This is a genomic window from Sphingomonas yunnanensis, assembly GCF_019898765.1.
Lineage (GTDB): Bacteria > Pseudomonadota > Alphaproteobacteria > Sphingomonadales > Sphingomonadaceae > Sphingomonas > Sphingomonas yunnanensis.
Genome location: NZ_JAIOKB010000001.1, coordinates 58,667 through 76,490 on the forward strand (window position 1 = coordinate 58,667; position 17,824 = coordinate 76,490).

Below are 17,824 nucleotides of genomic sequence, written 5' to 3' on the forward strand. Positions count from 1 at the left end.
ATTGTGTCACCGTGCCAGCGGCAGGGTCACCGTCGCGACGGCGCCCGTCGCGTCCTCGCGGTTGGCGAGCAGGGCGGTGCCGCCGTGGCGCGCGGCGATCGAGCGGACGATCGCGAGCCCCAGCCCGGTGCCGCCGGTCGAGCGGTTGCGCGACGGGTCGCCGCGCACGAACGGCTCGAACAGGCGCTCCGCCTGTGCCGGGTCGATGCCAGGACCGCGATCGGCGATGGTGACGGTGACCCGCCCCGCCTCGATCTGCCACCCCATCTCAGCGGAGTCGCCGTAGCGCAACGCGTTGCCGATCAGGTTGGCGAAGAGGCGGCGCAGTCCGCTGGGGTCGCCGCTCACCACCGCGCGCGGTCCGGCGGCGACGGTCACCGCGGCGCCGCCGACCGCCATGTCCTCGGCGAGGCTATCGAGCAGGCTCGACAGCTCGACCAGCGTCTCCTCGCGCCGGCCGACGTCGTGGCGCGCGAAGCGGAGCACCTCGGCGATCATCGCGCGCATCTCGTCGATGTCGGCGACCGCGCGATCGCGCGCGGCCTCGGGCAGTTGCTCGACCCAGAAAGCGAGCCGCGACAGCGGCGTGCCGAGATCGTGCGCGATCGCGGCGAGCATCGCGGTGCGCGACTCGGCGTGGCCGGCGAGCCGCGCGTGCATGGTCGAGACCGCGTGCGCCAGCTCGCGCACCTCGCGCCCGCCCTCGGGCAGAGGTGGCAGCGGCGCGCCGGTGCCGGCGCGGTCGGCCGCGGCGGCCAGCCGGGCGAGCGGGCGCGAGATCGCGCGCGACAGCATCCACGCCGGGATCGACAGCGCCACGATCGCGACCAGCATCGCGATCAGCGTGTTGGCGTGCCAGCGCGTGAACAGCGGGAGCGGCGGGCTGCGCACCACGCGCCACCCCTGCGGCAGGTGCCAGGCGACGGTGAACGAGCCGAACAGCTCGCGCCCGCCGCCGCGCGGACTCAGTTCGGTGAAGGCGAGCACAGTGCGCGGCGCGACGCGGAGGAGCGCGGCGATGCGCGCCTGGGTCAGCGCGTCGGGCTTCTCGCGCCAGCGCGGCATGGGCGGCACGGCGGCGGTAAGCGTCTCGAGCGGCTCGATCCGCCACTCGCGGAAGCGGCCGCCGGGCGGGCGAAAGCGCCGGAACTCGGGCGGCAGCGGCGGCGGCGGCAGGCCGCGCAGCGCCGCGGTGATCGCCTCGAGCGGGCGCGGCGGCACGCGCGGCGGCGGGCCGCTGAAGGTGACGAAGAACAGGATCGCGGTGGCCGCGATCACCGAGGCGATCACGAGCGCGAAGATCGGCTGCGCGATCGAATGGGCTCGCCGGTACGGGCGCGTCATCGCCGGCGCCTCAGCGCCGCTCGACGTCGCTGGTGAACATATACCCTTCGTTGCGCACGGTGCGGATCAGTTCGTCGCCGACGAGCGAGTCGTCGCGCGTCAGCTTGCGCCGTAGGCGGCTGACCTGGACGTCGATCGCGCGGTCGAAATGCTCGGCGTTGAGCCCGCGCGAGAGGTCGAGCAGCTGGTCGCGGGTGAGCACGCGGCGCGGGTGCTCGGCGAAGGCGAGCAGCAGGCGGAATTCGCCGTCGGACAGATTGATGACGACCTGATCGGGGTCGAACAGCTGGCGTCCGACCGGATCGAGCCGCCACCCCGCGAAGCGCAGATAGGGGCGCCCCGAGCTCGGAGCCGCGCTGGCCGCGGCCTGATTGCGGCGCAGCACCGAGCGGATTCGGGCGAGCAGCTCGCGCGGGTTGGCGGGCTTGGCGACGTAATCGTCGGCGCCCATCTCGAGCCCGACGATGCGGTCGACCTCCTCGCTGATCACCGACATGATGATCACCGCCGGGCTGGTCGAACGATCGAGCGAGCGCAGGATCGAGAGGCCGTCCTCGCCCGGCATCATCACGTCGAGCACGATCAGCGCGTAGCTCTCCTGCTCGAGCCGCGCGCGCATCTCGACCCCGTCGGCGGCGACATCGACGACATAGCCGTGGCCCGCGAGGAAGGCGGCGGTGAGCTCGCGGATGCCGGGATCGTCGTCGACGATGAGGATGCGGGTGGCGAGGTCCACGGCGGGATCCGGGGCGAGAGCGAGCGAAGCGTCGGGCATGGCGACCCGACTGGTGACCACGCGTATCGCGCGGATGACGTCGCTGCAACAAAGCGTCTTCGCGCAACGCCTGTGGCGCGCGTGCAACACTTGCGCGCCGAACCGCGTTGCTCTTGGGGAGCGGGCGAGGAGTTTCGTTTGAGCAAGATCGCGGTCGTCCAGACCACCAGCGGGATCGATCCCGCGCGCAACGCCACCGCGCTCGCCGCGGCGATCGAGGAAGCTGGCGCGAACGGCGCCGAGATGGTGTTCACCCCCGAGATGTCGGGCGTGCTCGACCGCGACCGAGCGCGTGCCGCGCAGTCGATCGTGCGCGAGGGCGAGGATCAGGTGCTGGTGGCGGTGCGTGAGGCGGCGACGCGCGCGGGCGTGTGGGTGCAGCTCGGCTCGCTCGCGCTGCGGCGTCACGACGCGCGCTACGCCAACCGCAGTTTCGTCATCGATTCGCAGGGCAACATTCGCGCGCGCTACGACAAGATGCACCTCTTCGACGTCGATCTGCCCAGCGGCGAGAGCTGGCGCGAATCGGCGGCCTATGCCGCGGGAGACCGGCCGGTGCTGGCGGCGACGCCGCTGGGGCGGATGGGCCTGTCGATCTGCTATGACATGCGCTTCCCCGATCTCTACCGCGCGCTGTCGGACAATGGGGCCACGATCCTGACGGTGCCCGCGTCCTTCACGCGGCCGACGGGCGCGGCGCACTGGCACGTGCTGCTGCGCGCGCGCGCGATCGAGGCGGCGTGCTACGTCGTGGCGGCGGCGCAGAGCGGGATCCACGAGGACGGACGCGCCACCTACGGCCACTCGCTGGTGGTGGATCCCTGGGGCGAGGTGCTGCTCGACATGGGCGAGGCGCCCGGCATCGGCTACGCCGAGATCGACCCCGAGACACAGCGCGACGTGCGCGCGCGCGTGCCCGCGTTGCAGCACCGCCGCGTCATTCCCGCGCCGATGGTGATCGGCTGAGCCGCGGTGCTTGCGGGCCCGCACCCATGCTGCTAGAGGCGGCGTGTTCGGCGCGGACCTCGTCCGCTGCCGCTTTAGCCGTTTGATCCGGAGTTTATCGGTTTTATGCAGATCATCGTTCGCGACAACAACGTCGACCAGGCCCTCCGCGCGCTCAAGAAGAAGCTGCAGCGCGAGGGTGTGTATCGCGAGATGAAGCTGCGTCGCCACTACGAGAAGCCGTCGGAGAAGCGCGCGCGTGAGCGTGCCGCCGCGGTCCGTCGCGCCCGCAAGCTGGAGCGCAAGCGCGCCGAGCGCGACGGCGCCCGGTAAGCGGCTATTCTCCCTGCGCTCGCGGGCGCGGGGGTGAGGGCGGCCGCGCGGCGTCCGCCCGGCCGGCGCGAACCGCCTGCCGCACGTGATCGCCGCCGCCGGCGGCGCAACCGGGGTGCCCTGAACCGATGTCCACCGTCACCGCCGTCCCGCTCCAGCCGGTCAAGCGCGCCTACGTGCTATGGCTGGTCGCTGGCCTGCTGATCGCGCTCGTCGCCGGTGTCGCGCTGGCGCGCGCGGGTGACACCGGGATCATCACTACGCCGTCAGGGCTGCGCTACAAGGTGCTCAAGGCCGGTGACGCCAAGGGACCGAGCCCGACCAACGCCGATGTCACGCTGGTGAACTACGAGGGCCGACTGCTCGACGGTACCGTTTTCGACAAGTCGCAGCAGCCGACGCCGCTGCCGGTCTCGGGGGTGGTGCCGGGATTCTCCGAAGGGCTCAAGCTGATGCACAAGGGCGGCAAGTATCGCCTGTGGATCAAGCCCGAGTTGGGCTACGGCGAGCGCTCGACTGGGCCGATCCCACCGAACTCGACATTGGTGTTCGACGTCGAGCTGCAGGATTTCATCCCCGAGGCGACGCTGCGCCAGCTGCAGATGCAGCAGCAGATGATGGGCGGAGCACCGGGGGGTGCTATGCCCGGCGGTGGCATGCCCGGCATGCCGGGTGGAGCGCCCGGGGGCCGCTGAAAGCGGGGCGGTCAGTAGCTGAGATGGGGAGGGTGGCCGGAAGGCCGCCCTTTGTCGTTGGGCTTAGCCGCACGCAGCGCTGCCCGTCCTCTCTCAGCACGCGATGCGGCAGATGGCGTGGTGACGGCAGCCGCGCCGCTGTCGTCCTCCTATACGCCGAACGGCTCGGACTACATAAATAGCGCTCGCGGCCCTGCGTTCTCCCGCGTGCCGCGGGGGCCCGACCGGCAGTATAAGCGAGGGCGAGGCGCCCATCCTGAGGCGCTAGGACAAAAAAATAGCGGCCCGAAGGCCGCTATCTCCTACTCCCGGGGGAGCCCGATCAGCTCAGTTGCTGTCCGAGTTGTCGTCCTCTTTCGCGACGACGACGATGCCCGCGACGACCGCAGCGGCCGCCAGGACCGCGACGATGACACCGCCACCGGCGACGTCGCTCTTCTTCGCGGAAGCCGAGCCGGCGCGCGCCGACTTGGCGACCGACAGGCTCGACGCCGGGTTGGCCGGAGCGGCAACCGCCGGAGCAACCGCCATCGTGGCAGCAGCAGCAGCGAGCATGTACTTGGCAAGACGCATGTCAAACTCCCTTTGCATTCCGCCTGTCACTTACCGAGACGAGCATGAAAAGCAAGAGGGCGGATGCGCGATTGTTGCGATCCTATGGTATATCCGCCACGCGGCGGCTCAGGTCTGCAGCGTCCAACTCTCCCCGCCCTCGAGTCCGAGCGCGCTCAGCTTCCCGCTGGCATAGGCGCCCGTATCGACGCCGATCCGGTTGGCACGGCGATCGATCCCGTCGGTGATGGTGTGGCCGTGGACGATCATCTTGGGATGAGGGCGGCGGTAATCGAGGAAGCTGCCGCGGATCCAGCGCAGGTCCGCGGCGACCTGCTCGTCGAGCGGCACCTCCGGGCGGATGCCGGCGTGAACGAAGGCATAGTCGCCGGAGATGACAAGATCCTCGAAGCCGTCGAGGAAGTCGCGATGCGCCACCGGAACGAGCGCGGGCAGCCGCTCCGCCAGCGCGTCATAGTCTAGCGCGTCATAGTCTTGCCGCGACAGGCCGTAGCTCATCAGCGTCTCGCGGCCGCCGACGCGGCAGAACAGCCGCAGCGCCTCGCGGTCGCCCGCCAGCGCGAGGAGGAATACCTCCTCGTGATTGCCCTTGAGAAAGCGCGTGCTCGGCCGCTCGCGCGCGAGGTCGAGCAGCCGTGCCACGGCACCGGCCGAGTCAGGGCCGCGATCGACCAGATCGCCGAGGAAGATCAGCGATGTCTGAGCGCCGCCTCGGGCCGCGTCGTCGGCGTCGACCAGCGCCAGCAAGCGCTCCAGCTCGTCGCGGCAGCCGTGAACGTCGCCGATCGCGTAGAGCCGCTCCCCGGACGCGACGGAGGGGCTCGCGGCCGGGGCCGGGCGGGAAGGTCGGAGGAATTTGGACAGCATGGTCGCGGACGGCCGGCACGGGAGCGGAACGCGTCGCCATAGGCGCGGCGTCGGCACGAGACAACCGCGCTTGAGCGTCCCATTGGGCCCGGATTTGGTGCAGCGCAACACGAATCGGCTCGCGGCGTCGTTACGGGCGCGCTAACGGTTTGCCGCGAATAGCGGCGGCCGGTACACAGCCGGCGCCATCAGGAGGACCGAATGACCATCAAGCCCGTGCGCAAGGCCATCTTCCCCGTCGCCGGCCTGGGAACGCGCTTCCTCCCCGCGACCAAGGCGATGCCGAAGGAGATGCTGACGGTCGTCGACAAGCCGCTGATCCAATATGCCGTCGAGGAAGCGCTCGAGGCCGGCATCGAGCAGCTGATCTTCGTCACGGGCCGCGGCAAGGGCGCATTGGAGGACCATTTCGACGTCTCGTTCGAGCTCGAGACGACGATGCGCGCGCGCGGCAAGAGCCTGGCGGTAATCGAGACGATCCGCCAGCAGCCGGGCTCGCCGGTCTATGTCCGCCAGCAGGAGCCGCTCGGGCTCGGCCACGCGGTGTGGTGTGCGCGCGAGATCGTCGGTGACGAGCCCTTCGCGGTGCTGCTCCCCGACGAGCTGATGGTTGGCTCGCCCAACTTCCTCAAGCAGATGGTCGACGCCTACCAGCAGGTCGGCGGCAACGTCATCGGCGCGCTCGAGGTCGCCCCCGAGGAGACCAACAAATACGGCATCATCTCGCCGGGCCAGCGCGACGGCGCGCTGACCGAGGTCACCGCGCTGGTAGAGAAGCCCGCCGCCGGCTCCGCCCCGTCCAACCTGATGATCCCCGGCCGCTACATCCTCCAGCCCGAGGTCATGCAGATCCTCGACGCCAAGGAGACGGGTGCGGGCGGCGAGATCCAGCTGACCGACGCGATGGCCAAGCTGATCGGCCGCCAGCCGTTCCACGGCTTCACCTTCAACGGCGAGCGTTTCGACTGCGGCGACAAGACCGGCTTCATCATGGCGAACCTCGCACTGGCGCTCGCCCGCGACGACATCGGCCCGGCGGTTCGCGCCTTCGCGCAGCAGCGGCTGGGGTAAGATCTCGACGAGGGGTGAGGAGGCCGGGACAGCGGGCGGCGACGTTCGTTGCACCACCTCCTAGGTCGCAGCGGTCGCTCGCTCAGCCGCCGCCTGTTCCGCAGGCGGTGCATCCCGGATCCTTGGGCAGCGACAAGGTGCGGAAGCGCAGGGCGAGCAGGTCGATCAGTACCAGCTTGCCCGCGCTGTCCTCGCCGAACGGTGCCAGTTGGCGGATCACCTCGAGCGCGGCGAGGCTGCCCACGACCCCGGTGACCGGCCCCAGCACGCCTTCCTCAGCGCAGGTGAGCCCGTCGCGCTGCGGCGACTCGCCGACGAAGCAGCGATAGCAGGGCCGGTCGGGCTCCCAGCCGCGGAAGACGCCGATCTGTCCCTCGAACCGCCCCACGGCGGCGGAGATCAAGGGTACGCGCGATGCGAGCGCCGCGTCGGCGACGGCGAGCCGCGTGTCGAAATTGTCGCTGCCGTCGATCACCGCGTCGGCGCCGTCGAGCAGCGACGCGGCGTTGGCGGCATGGATGCGCGTCACCAACGGCCGCACCGTCACGTGCGGGTTGAGCCGTCCCACCGCCGCCGCCGCTGCCTCCGCTTTGGCCTGACCCAGGTCGGCGGTGGTGTAGAGCGTCTGTCGCTGGAGGTTGCTCGTGTCGACTCGGTCGTCGTCGACCACGTCGAGTCGACCCACGCCCGCGGCGCCGAGATAATGGAGCACGGGCGAGCCGATCCCGCCGGCACCGATCACCAGCACGCGCGCCCGCCGCAGCCTTAGCTGCCCGGCGCCCCCAACCTCGGGCAAGACGATATGCCGCGCGTAGCGCGCGAGCTCGTCGGGGCTGAGCATCAGGGCCACTCGAAGGTGATCGAGCTGCGATACCAGCCCGCCGCGGGAATGTCGGCGACGTTGCCGCGCATCGCGCGCAGCGTCAGGCCGGAGGCATATTGCTCCACCGTCGGACAGTCGATCGCGCGTGGCACGATCCGCCGGACCTGGCCCTCGGCACCCAGGAAGACGACGAAGTCGACCGTGACCCGCTTCGTCTCCGACGTGGGGCAGCGCCCGGCGCGCACCTCGTCGCGGACGAAGGCGGTGACCTGCTCGCCCGGCTCCCAGCGACGCAGCAGCGGCACCTGCTGGAGCGTGCTCCAGTCGATCGGCGGTGCCAGCGGGGACGCCTGCAGCAGCAGCGCGAGCGCGACGATCACCGTGCGATTTCCGCGCGTACCGAATGCGTCACGCGCTGCGACCCGACGGCGGATACGTCGCGCTGGTACCTCTCGCGATCCACCATCGAGACGTCCGTCCGGGCTCCTTTCACTCGCTCGCGGGCGACCGCGCGGCGGCACTACCGTAGCCGGTCGAGCCGAAGCCGCCAAGGCCACGGGCCGTTTCGGAGGAAAAGGCCTCGACCACGCGCAGTTCGGGCCGGAGGATCGGCACGAAGACGAGCTGCGCCACGCGGTCGCCGGGCTCGATCACTAGCGGCGCGGAGCCGGGCGGGGTGCGCAGCCACGCGCTGATGTAGATCTGATCTGTGTAGTCCGCGTCGATCAGCCCGACCGATTGGCCGAGGATCAGGCCTTTCTTGTGGCCCAGGCCGGATCGCGCGAGCAGCACCGCGGCCATGTAGGGATCGTTCATCAGCAGCGCGATGCCCGAGGGGATCAGCACCGCGGGCGCCTGCGGCTGGAGGGTCAGCGGCGCGTCGATGCAGGCGTGCAGGTCGATCCCGGCCGCCATCTCGGTCTGGTACTGGGGCAGCCCCCAGTCATGCAGCCGCTCGTCGATCACGCGCAGCTCCACCGCGCGCGCCGTGTCATGTTCCGCCATCGCCCCGAAGCTCCTCGATCTGTCGCGACGGGGCCTTAGCGCGTCGGCCGCGGTGCTGCCACCGCGGCCGCGACGGTGAGCAGGGCCGCGCCGTGACGCGCGGCCCCGTGCCAGGTCAGAAGCGGACGTGCCCGCCGACGATGAAGCGGCGCCCATAGTCGAACACGTCGAGCAGCTGGTTGCTGAAGCGTCCGTGCGTGCTCTGCTGGTTGTTGTTCACATTCTCCGCCGCGGCGAAGATGCTGAAGTTCTTGTTGATGTCATAGCTCGTCGAGAGATCGAGCTGGAGACTCGAGTTGACGAAGGTCGGCTCGGCGCCGAACTGGCTGGTGTTCTGGTTCTGACCGAATTGCAGCAGATACTCGTCGCGCCAGTTGAGCGCGGCGCGGAACTGGAAGCCGTTCTTGTCATAGAAGCCAACGAAGTTCGCCGAGTTCGCCAGGCCGGTCACCGCGAAGCCGGTCTGCGAGATGTCGGACGAGTCATACGGCTTGTTGGTGTCGACCAACGTGGCGTTGGCCTGGAAGCCGAAGCCGGTGTCGCCGAACACCTGCTGCCACGCCAGCTCGACGCCGCGCACGGTCGCGTCCGGGCCGTTGACCTGCTGCGACACCGCGAAGTTGGCGGCGTTGCCCGTGGTCGGGTCGACTACGCCGTTGATCGCCTGGCGCGTCACGCCCTGCACGATGAAGTTGCTGACGTTCTTCAGGAAGAAGTCGACCGACAGGTACGAGTTGCGCTTGTAATACCATTCCGCGGCGACGTCGAAATTGTCCGCGAGATAGGGTTGCAGCGAGGGGTTGCCGCCGCTGGCGGTGAGCGCGCCGACGCGCTGGCCGATGCCGACCGCGAGCACCGGGTTGAGCGTGGCGAGCCCCGGGCGAGTCAGCGTGCGCGAGGCGTCGAAGCGCAGCTGGAGCTCGGGCGTGACCTCGAGCCGCATGTCGACGGTGGGGAGCAGATACGAATAGTTGCTCTTCGCGCTGATTGGCGTCACCTCGCCGAACGCCACGCTCAGCAGCGTCGGATCCGCGGCGCTGGTCGAGATCGAGACGGGGAGGCGACCCTGGCCGGTCGAGGTCAGGTGCGTGTTCTCGTTGCGCACGCCCGCCGCGAAGTGGAACGGCATGCCCGCGATATCGGCGGTATAGGCGACGTTGAGGTAGAGCGACCAGGTCTTCTCGTTGATGTTCTGGAGGCTGTTGGGATCGACCAGCTGGTCGAAGCTGCCGGTGAAGCCGCTCAGTCCGGTGGTGCTAGCCGCGGCATAGTTGAAGCCGGGGATGTTCTGCGTCTGCGGGTTGCCGAGCCCGCTGAGGAACTGCTGGTAGGCGACAGGGCTGAACACGATCAGCGACGGCGGCAGCGAGCCCTTGAAGCCCGGGATGAAGTTGCGCCCGAGCGAGACGCTGCCCTGGTAGAGCGATGCCGGCAGCGGCGCGACTCCGCTGCCCTGCCCGGAGGGCGTGCCGTAGCCCGAATAGGCCTGCCAGAAGTTGTTGGTGAAGGTGCTCTTGTTCGACAGGCGGAACTGATCGTCGACATATTGGCCGCCGGCGCGGATGGTCAGGTCGTCCTGCTTCCACGTCGCGGTGAAGCGCGCCTGCTTGAGCTCGTCGGTGTTCTGCTGGGTCTGGTTGACCGTGACGTGCGAGCCGATCAGCGTGGGATCGGCGAAGGCCGCGGCGTTCCCGTTCGGCCCCACGACCGTGAGCGACGGGAAGCTGTTGGTGCTCTTGCCGCTGATCTGCAGCCCGGTGTTGTTGGCGAGATTGCCGCCGTAGCCGATGTCGCCGTTCTGGCTGCCGATCGTGTCGTCGTCGGGGTTGAGCCAGCTCTTCGCGTAGGAGAGGTCACCCTCCAGCGTGAAGTTCTCGCTGACGTCCCATTTGACGTTGCCGCCGATCTGGTTGGTGCGCAGGATCTGCGTGTTGAGCGCAGCGGTGAAGTCGGTCGGCGAGCCCGCCTGGGTGAAGTCGACCGCGGTGCCGTTGTCGTCGAGTTCGACGTTGCGCAGCGCGCCCTGGTTGAACCAGACGCCCAGTGCCGACGAGCGGGTGACGATCTCCTGGCGCGAGAAATTGTCGTCGAGCGTGACCATCACGTCCTCGGACGGATGCCATTGCAGCGCCAGGCGCGCGTCGACGCGCTCGTCTTTGGTGCTCTGCTGGTCGATGACATATTGCTGCGGGAACCAGCCCACCACTGTCTGGCGCTGCGCCGCGGCCGCGCCGGCGGTGCTGGTCGGGTTACAGCTCGCCGCGGTGCTGCCCTGGAGCTGGCACGGCGCGTAGAAGCCGCCGGCCCAGCCCGACACCGAGACGCGGTTGGTCTTGGTGTCGCGCCGCGTGTAGATCACGTCGGCCAGCACGCCGAGCGTGTCGCCGGCGAAGGTGTTGCTGACGAGCACGCCCGCGGTCGGGACGATCTTGCCCGAACGGTCCTGGATCGATCCCGCGGCGCTCGCCGCGACGCGCAGTCCGGGGTGATCGAAGGGCTTGGGGAACTGGATGTCGACGGTGGCGCCGATCGAGCTCGACGCCAGCGTGACGTCGGGCGTCTTGAGCACGCTCAGCTGGCCGATGAAGTCCGAGCCGACGGTCGAGAAGTCGATCTGCCGGCTGCCGGTTCCGGTCGAGATGCGGCGGCCGTCGTACAGCGTGGTGTTGAAGTCGCCGCCGAAGCCGCGGACGGTGATGCCGGTCGCTTCGCCGCGGGTACCCGAGCGCTGGATCGAGACGCCGGGCAGGCGCTGCAGCGACGCCGCGACGTTGGTGTCGGGGAACTTGCCGATGTCCTCGGCCGAGATCGCGTCGACCACGCCGGTGGCGGTGCGCTTGATGTCGAGGTTGCGCTGGAGCGAGCCGCGCAGGCCGGTGACGATGATGTCCTGCGTCGTGTCGCCGTTCAGCCCGGCCTGGTCGCCCGCGGTGTTGGCGCCGTTGGTGTCGGGGGCGGTCGCCTCGTCCTGCGGACGGCCGGCCTCATTGGCACTGGTCGTATTGGCCGTGGAGGGGACCGCCGGCTGCACGCCCGCCGAGGGCTGCGCCTGGCTGTTCTGCATGCTGCTGGGATCGGCCTGCTGCGCCATCGCGGGGGCCGGCGCGATCAGCGCGGCAGTGAGCGCGGCGCCGCTGCACGCGGCGATCAGGCTGCGACGGGTGGTGTTGCGTCCGCCGCGACCGACGGGACGTACGCTCTCAGGCTCTATCATGGCCCTCTCCTCCTCTGCACCGGTGACTCCGGCATGTTCGATCATCGCGCGTGCCCGACTCGGACGGCCCGGCTTTCACGGCGATGTAGCGCTAACATACCTGGCCGGTTCGATCTGGCAAGTCATCATATAGTATCGGTTTAGCGCTAACGACTTGACGCATGCCCGCGATCCGCTGATCCTTCGCGTGAGCCGAGGCGGGCGCCCGGTGAGAGGGAGAGGACATGGCGGTCTGGGAGCTGTTGGCCGGCGAGCGACACGCCGCGCTCGCGATGCGCCGCGCCAGCGCCGCGGGGCGACACTTCGTCCAGGTCGTGCCGAGCGAGTTCGCCATCGTGGCGACGCGCTGCCCGATCGTGCTGACCAAACATCCAGAGACCGGCCGCTTCTACGCCGGCGCGCTGCTCGGCCTCGTGCCCGGCGAGAACCTTATCGCCGACGCGAACGGCGCGATGGACGGCCTCATGCCGCTCGATCTCGAGCGCGAGGGGTTCTTCGTGGTCGAGCAGGATATCGCCGTCGACCTCGATCACGCCCGCTTCGCCGCGGACGAGGAGGGGGTCGCGCTGTTCGACCCGGCGGGTGCACCCTCGTCGCATCTCCGCCGGGTCCAGCGCGCGCTCGGGCTGCTCCACGCCGGGCTGGCCGAGAGCGAGGCGCTGATGGCGGCGCTGCTCGGCGCGCGGCTGATCGAGCCGATCGACGTCTCGCTCTCGTTCGACGACGGCGAGCGGCTGCGGCTCGACGGCCTGTACACCGTCAGCCGCGACGCGCTGGCCGAGCTCGACGACGCGGCGGTGCTGAGATTGTACCGCGCCGGCCACCTCCATCACGCGCACACCTTGGTGGACTCGCTCGCGCAGGTCGCCGTGCTGGCGCATCGGCGCAACGAGCGGCTGGCCGGCGCGTGAGCGCTACCGTGGCGGAATATACGCACGCCGAGGTCAGCGCACCCGACCGATTCGACGCGCTTGTCGCGGCGTGCGAGCCATTCGCGGTACGCGGCCTGTGCGTCGACTGGCCGGTCACGCGCGCGGCGCGCCGATCGCCCGCGGCGCTGCTCGACTATGTCGCCGCACTCGACGCCGGCAAGTCGGCCGAGGCCTTCGTCGGCGCGCCCGCGATCGGTGGTCGTTACTATTACGAGGAGGCGCTCGACGGCTTCAACTTCGCGCGCGAGACGATCGGGGTGGGCGCGGCGCTGCGGCGCATGATCGAGACCGCGGGAGTCGACGGCGCGGCGACGCTCTACCTCGGCTCGCTCCCCACCGCCGCCTATCTGCCGCGCTTCGCGGAGGATAATGCGATGCCGCTGCTCCCCGTCGCGGCGCGCCCCCGCATCTGGCTCGGCCACGCCTCGACCGTAGCGTGTCACCACGACAATTTCGACAATCTCGCCTGTGTCGTCGACGGGCGGCGGCGTTTCACGCTCTTCCCGCCCGAGGCGATCGGCGACCTCTACGTCGGCCCGATCGACCATAATATGGCGGGACAGCCGGTCGGGCTCGCGGTCGGCGCGCCCGCGGACGACGCGCGCTACCCGCGCTTCGCCACCGCGCGCGCGCGCGCGATCACGGTCGAGCTCGAACCCGGCGACGCGCTCTATCTCCCCAAACTGTGGTGGCACCAGGTCGAGGCGCTCAGCCCGGTCAACGTGCTGGTGAACTATTGGTGGGATGCTGCCGCCACGGGTCCGGACGCGCCTTACACCGCGATGCTGCTCGCGGTCGCGGCGATCGCGGAGCGGCCCGAGCGCGAGCGCGCGGCGTGGCGCGCCTTCTTCGACCATTATGTGTTCCGGCCGGACGGCCACCCGCTCGCGCATCTGCCCGAGGAACGGCACGGGCTGCTCGCGCGCGGGCAAAGCGGTCGGATCCGCGCCACGGTGATGCGGCTGTTACGCGGCTGAGCGGGGGAGGGCGAGGATGACGCAGCGGGACGGGGTGACGCGACGCGACGCGATCGGCGCGGCGGCGGGGACGGCGGCGCTCGCGGCGCTGCCCGCGCGCGGCGAGGAGAGAGCGGCCGATCGTCAGCGCCTCTGGTACCGCCAGCCCGCGAGCGTGTGGACCGAGGCGCTGCCGGTCGGTAACGGCCGGCTCGGCGCGATGGTGTTCGGCGGCACCGCGCGTGAGCGGCTCCAGCTCAACGAGAGCAGCCTGTGGGGCGGGGGCCCCTATGATCCGGTCAACCCTGCGGCGCGTGCGGCGCTGCCCGAGGTGCGGCGGCTGATCGCCGCCGGGCGCTACGCCGAGGCGCAGGCGCTCGCCAACGCCGAGGTGATGGCCAAGCCGCTCAGTCAGATGTCGTACCAGCCGATCGGCGACCTGATCCTGAAACTCCCCGGCCTGGGCGCGGTGAGCGACTATCACCGCGAGCTCGACCTCGACGCGGCGCTGGCGACCACCAGCTTCACCGCGGGTGGCGTGCGCTATCGGCGGCGCGTGCTGGCGTCGCCGCTCGACCAGGTCATCGCGGTCGAGCTCAGCGCCGACCGCGCCGGCGCGATCGACCTCGACGTCATGTTCGACACGCCGCAGCGCGGTGCGGTGACGGTCGCTGGCGACACGCTCGCGCTCGATGGGCGCGCGCCCGACGAGCACGGCGTGGCGGGCGCGACGAGGTTCGCAGGGCGCGTGCGGGTGCTGCCGCGCGGCGGCATTCTGGAAGTGGGCGAGGGGCGGCTGACGCTGCGCGGCGCCGACGCGGTGACGATCCTGGTCGCGCTGGCGACGAGCTACCGCCGCTTCGACGACGTCGGCGGCGACGCCGGCGCCTTCGCGATGGCGGAGCTCGCGCGCGCGGCCACCAAGCCCTTCGCGCTCCTCGCCGCCGACACCGCGCGCGAGCATCGCCGGCTGTTCCGCCGAGTCACGCTCGATCTCGGCCGCACCGCCGCGGCCGAGCGGCCGACCGACGAGCGCGTGCGTGCCAGCCAGCGGGGCGACGATCCCGCCCTGGCGCAGCTCTACTTCGACTATGGCCGCTACCTGCTGATCTGCTCGTCGCGCCCCGGCGGCCAGCCCGCCAACCTGCAAGGCCTGTGGAACGAGAGCGTCAAGCCGCCGTGGGGCTCGAAGTACACGATCAACATCAACACCGAGATGAATTATTGGCCGGCCGAGGTGACCGCGCTCGCCGAGTGCACCACGCCGCTAGTGCAGATGGTGCGCGACCTGGCGGTGACGGGCGAGCGCACCGCGCGCGCGATGTACGGAGCGCGCGGCTGGGTGGCACACCACAATACCGACGGCTGGCGCGCCACGGCGCCGATCGACGGCGCGCAATATGGCCTGTGGCCGACCGGCGGCGCGTGGCTCTGCACGCACCTGTGGGACCGCTACGATTATGGCCGCGACCTCGACTATCTGCGCTCGGTCTACCCGCTGATGCGCGGCGCCGCGCTGTTCTTCCTCGACACGCTCCAGGTCGACGCGGCGAGCGGGCGTTTGATGACGAGTCCCTCGCTCTCGCCCGAGAACGTCCACCCGCGTGGCGCCGCGATCTGCGCCGGGCCGGCGATGGACCAGCAGATCCTGCGCGACCTGTTCGACCAGACCGCGCGCGCCGCGGCGCTGCTCGGCAGCGACGCCGTCCTCGCGAGCGAGATCACCGCGGCGCGCGCGCGGCTCGCGCCAGACAAGATCGGCGCGCAGGGGCAGCTGCAGGAATGGCAGGAGGACTGGGACGCGGCCGCCCCCGAGCCAAACCACCGCCACGTCTCGCATCTGTATGCCCTGTTCCCCAGCACGCAGATCGACGTCGAGCGCAGCCCCGCGCTGGCCGCGGCGGCGCGGCGCTCGCTCGAGCTGCGCGGCGACGAGTCGACCGGATGGGCGACCGCGTGGCGCGCCAACCTATGGGCGCGTCTGCGCGACGGCGAGCATGCGCACCGCATCCTGGCCTATCTGCTCGGCCCCGAGCGTACTTATCCCAACCTGTTCGACTCCCACCCGCCGTTCCAGATCGACGGCAATTTCGGCGGCGCGCGCGCGATCGCCGAGATGCTGCTGCAGAGCCACGGCGACGAGATCCTGCTGCTCCCCGCGCTGCCGCGCGCCTGGCCGAGCGGCGCGGTCAGCGGGCTGCGCGCGCGCGGCGCGCGGCGGGTGGAGCTGACGTGGCGGGCGGGCGCGGTCGAGCGTGTCGCAGTCAGCGCCGACGTCGCGGGGACCGTGACCGTGCGCGCCGGCACGCGGCGCGTCAACGCGCGGCTGGGCGCGGGCGAGGTGCTGCGGCTGCGCGGACCGGATCTGCGGCGGGGATAGGTGGAGGGGTGAGGGTTGGGGCGCCTCCTCGAGCGGAGCGCCTGTGGCGACGCCCCACCCCAATCCCCCCAAGAAGGGAGGGGCTCACTCCGCTCTCACGCGGCCTGTCATCACCGCGCAGGCCGCACGTGCGTGAGCGATAGCGCAGGGCGCGTCACCGGCACCCGCTCCACATCACGGCGCCTCGACGAACGGCCCGATCACGGTACCGACGAAGCCGCCGGCGCGCTGCGTACTGAGGAAGGTGGAGTCGAGCCGGTCGGTGAGCGTCCGCTTCTGCCTGCCCACCGTATAGTCGAACGCCATCGTCCCGCCGTCCGCGCGGATCGTCAGCGTCACCGTACCGGTGACGTCGACCGGCGCCGAGGCGACCAGCGTGTCGCTGTCCGCCAGGTCACGCTGGTACAGCGCCACCACCGTCCTGCCATCGACGCGGGCGACCGCGAATTCGAGCAGCGAGCGGTCGTTCTGCACCGCCGCCAGCCCCGCGCGCGCGCCGTCGCGATGGGGATCGAAGCGAAGCACGGTCGATATCGTGGCGACATGGTGCTGCTGGCGCCGCCCGAGGAAGGCGGGCGTGCCGCTCAGGTCCCCGAAGCGCGCGGCGGGACGCAGCTCGAGCGCGCCCCCGGCGAGCCGGTAGAAGGGCTGACGCGGCGTGCGGATGCCGATCCACTGCATGGCGAGCTTGCCGCCGTCGAACTCGTCGACATAGCCGAAATCGTCCCCCGTCGGCAGCGTCGCGGCGGGCCCGGCGGGGAGCCGGGGCCGCGGCGCGGTGAAGGGGATCGCGCGGCCGCGCTCTAGGATGTGCGGCCAGCCGTCGCGCCACGTCACCGGCAGCAGGAAGGTCTCGCGCCCGATATTATAATGACCGTCGGCATAGGGCCGCGTCGCCAGGAAGGTGGCCCACCAGTCGCCGTTCTGCGTCTGGACCAGCTTGGCGTGCCCCGCCGAGGTGACCGGATGCGCGCGGCCCGCGGCCAGGTCGCGCTGCGTCAGGATCGGGTTGCCCGAATAGGGGGTGAACGGCCCGCGCAGCGCGCTCGCTCGGAACACCACCTGCGAGTGGTTGTCGCCGGTGCCCCCCTCCGCCGCGGTGAGATAGTAGAAGCCGTCTCTCTTGAGCAGGTGCGGCCCCTCGATCCACACCGGCTTGGTGGCGAGATCGACACCGCCGTTGACGAGCTGCGTGCTCTCCCCGACCATCTTGCCCGCGCGCCAGTCATATTCCTGCACCCACAGCGCGCGGTGGCCGTCGTAGCGCGGCGGCTCGTTCGGCGCGCGGTTGTTGATGATATAAGCGCGGTCGCCCTCCCAGAAGATCGACGGGTCGATCCCCTCGAAGGGCAGCCAGATCGGCTGGGACCAGGGGCCGCTCGGATCACGTGCGGTGATGACGAAATTGCCGCCGCAGGAGACGCAGGTGTTGGCGATGTAGAAGACGCCGGCGTGGTAGGAGATGTCCGGCGCGAACACGGCCTCGGAGACGCGCCGGCCGGTGAGATCGAGCTGATCGGGTCGGTCGATCGCGTTGCCGATCTGGGTCCAGTCGACCAGGTTCTTCGAGTGGAACACGGGCAAGCCGGGAAAGTGCGCGAACGACGAGTTGACGAGGTAGTAATCGTCGCCGACGCGCGTGACCGACGGGTCGGGATAATAGCCGCTGAGGATCGGGTTGCGGTACTGGCCGCTCGACAGCGGCGCCTGCTCCTGCGTGCGACCCTCGTACGTGAAGCGCTCGAAGCGCGCGACCTGTGCGGCGGCGGTGGCGCTGATGACCGTCAGCAGCGCGGCCGCACCTGTTCCTATCTGCCCCGTGACCCGCCGCATCTCGCCCCCCTGTCTTGTATCAGCCGCATCGTACGGGTTACCGCTACCATGACAAGGCACGGCCTTGCTGAGGCGGCG

General features: G+C 70.4%; 16 protein-coding genes. 7 read left to right on the forward strand and 9 right to left on the reverse strand.

Annotation, left to right across the window (positions count from 1 at the left end):
• Positions 1-6 precede the first annotated feature (6 nt).
• Both K7957_RS00250 and K7957_RS00255 read right to left on the reverse strand, forming a co-directional pair.
• Positions 7-1,344: a sensor histidine kinase gene (locus K7957_RS00250; RefSeq protein ID WP_223010027.1), complete on the reverse strand. Its 1,338-nt coding sequence runs from the start codon at positions 1,342-1,344 to the stop codon at positions 7-9.
• Between the two features lie 10 nt (positions 1,345-1,354).
• On the reverse strand, positions 1,355-2,119 hold the full coding sequence (locus K7957_RS00255) for a response regulator (RefSeq protein WP_223010028.1): 765 nt from the start codon (positions 2,117-2,119) through the stop codon (positions 1,355-1,357).
• A gap of 138 nt (positions 2,120-2,257) precedes the next feature.
• Between K7957_RS00255 and K7957_RS00260 the strand changes: the two genes are divergently transcribed.
• From K7957_RS00260 to K7957_RS00270, 3 genes are all read left to right on the forward strand, one after another.
• Entirely contained in the window at positions 2,258-3,085 is an 828-nt protein-coding gene (locus K7957_RS00260; protein WP_223010029.1) for a carbon-nitrogen hydrolase family protein, read from the forward strand.
• A 105-nt stretch (positions 3,086-3,190) separates the two neighbouring features.
• On the forward strand, positions 3,191-3,397 hold the full coding sequence (rpsU, locus tag K7957_RS00265) for a 30S ribosomal protein S21 (RefSeq protein ID WP_007404630.1): 207 nt from the start codon (positions 3,191-3,193) through the stop codon (positions 3,395-3,397).
• Between the two features lie 128 nt (positions 3,398-3,525).
• Positions 3,526-4,092: an FKBP-type peptidyl-prolyl cis-trans isomerase gene (locus K7957_RS00270; protein ID WP_223010030.1), complete on the forward strand. Its 567-nt coding sequence runs from the start codon at positions 3,526-3,528 to the stop codon at positions 4,090-4,092.
• 327 nt (positions 4,093-4,419) lie between these two features.
• On the opposite strand, the gene K7957_RS00275 is transcribed toward K7957_RS00270, so the two are convergent.
• Together K7957_RS00275 and K7957_RS00280 are read right to left on the reverse strand one after the other, a co-directional pair.
• Complete coding sequence (locus K7957_RS00275; protein ID WP_223010031.1) at positions 4,420-4,665, reverse strand: hypothetical protein; 246 nt, start codon at positions 4,663-4,665, stop codon at positions 4,420-4,422.
• 108 nt (positions 4,666-4,773) lie between these two features.
• The gene (locus K7957_RS00280) at positions 4,774-5,532 is read right to left on the reverse strand and encodes a metallophosphoesterase family protein (RefSeq protein ID WP_223010032.1); all 759 of its coding nucleotides are present in this window, start codon (positions 5,530-5,532) and stop codon (positions 4,774-4,776) included.
• Positions 5,533-5,733: 201 nt separating this feature from the next.
• Between K7957_RS00280 and galU the strand changes: the two genes are divergently transcribed.
• Entirely contained in the window at positions 5,734-6,603 is an 870-nt protein-coding gene (galU, locus tag K7957_RS00285; RefSeq protein ID WP_219747336.1) for a UTP--glucose-1-phosphate uridylyltransferase GalU, read from the forward strand.
• Positions 6,604-6,685: 82 nt separating this feature from the next.
• On the opposite strand, the gene K7957_RS00290 is transcribed toward galU, so the two are convergent.
• From K7957_RS00290 to K7957_RS00305, 4 genes are all read right to left on the reverse strand, one after another.
• Entirely contained in the window at positions 6,686-7,447 is a 762-nt protein-coding gene (locus K7957_RS00290; protein WP_223011037.1) for a HesA/MoeB/ThiF family protein, read from the reverse strand.
• Complete coding sequence (locus K7957_RS00295) at positions 7,444-7,806, reverse strand: hypothetical protein (RefSeq protein WP_223010033.1); 363 nt, start codon at positions 7,804-7,806, stop codon at positions 7,444-7,446. Before K7957_RS00295 ends, K7957_RS00290 begins: the two co-directional genes overlap by 4 nt.
• Before the next feature lie 109 nt (positions 7,807-7,915).
• Positions 7,916-8,431, reverse strand: coding sequence for a dUTP diphosphatase (dut, locus tag K7957_RS00300; protein WP_223010034.1), 516 nt, complete (start codon positions 8,429-8,431; stop codon positions 7,916-7,918).
• Positions 8,432-8,546: 115 nt separating this feature from the next.
• Positions 8,547-11,645 carry a TonB-dependent receptor gene (locus tag K7957_RS00305; protein ID WP_246616585.1) on the reverse strand — a complete coding sequence of 1,033 codons (3,099 nt, stop codon included), beginning with the start codon at positions 11,643-11,645 and terminating at the stop codon, positions 8,547-8,549.
• 224 nt (positions 11,646-11,869) lie between these two features.
• On the opposite strand from K7957_RS00305, the gene K7957_RS00310 reads away from it, so the two are divergent.
• The 3 genes from K7957_RS00310 to K7957_RS00320 are packed head-to-tail and all read left to right on the forward strand — an operon-like array spanning position 11,870 to position 15,913.
• Positions 11,870-12,556 (forward strand): SapC family protein, encoded by a 687-nt coding sequence (locus K7957_RS00310; protein ID WP_223010035.1) that lies wholly within the window; start codon positions 11,870-11,872, stop codon positions 12,554-12,556.
• An 8-nt stretch (positions 12,557-12,564) separates the two neighbouring features.
• Entirely contained in the window at positions 12,565-13,554 is a 990-nt protein-coding gene (locus tag K7957_RS00315; RefSeq protein ID WP_343228248.1) for a cupin-like domain-containing protein, read from the forward strand.
• 16 nt (positions 13,555-13,570) lie between these two features.
• Entirely contained in the window at positions 13,571-15,913 is a 2,343-nt protein-coding gene (locus tag K7957_RS00320; RefSeq protein ID WP_223010037.1) for a glycoside hydrolase family 95 protein, read from the forward strand.
• A 174-nt stretch (positions 15,914-16,087) separates the two neighbouring features.
• On the opposite strand, the gene K7957_RS00325 is transcribed toward K7957_RS00320, so the two are convergent.
• Positions 16,088-17,746 (reverse strand): glycoside hydrolase family 43 protein, encoded by a 1,659-nt coding sequence (locus tag K7957_RS00325; protein ID WP_223010038.1) that lies wholly within the window; start codon positions 17,744-17,746, stop codon positions 16,088-16,090.
• Positions 17,747-17,824 lie beyond the last annotated feature (78 nt).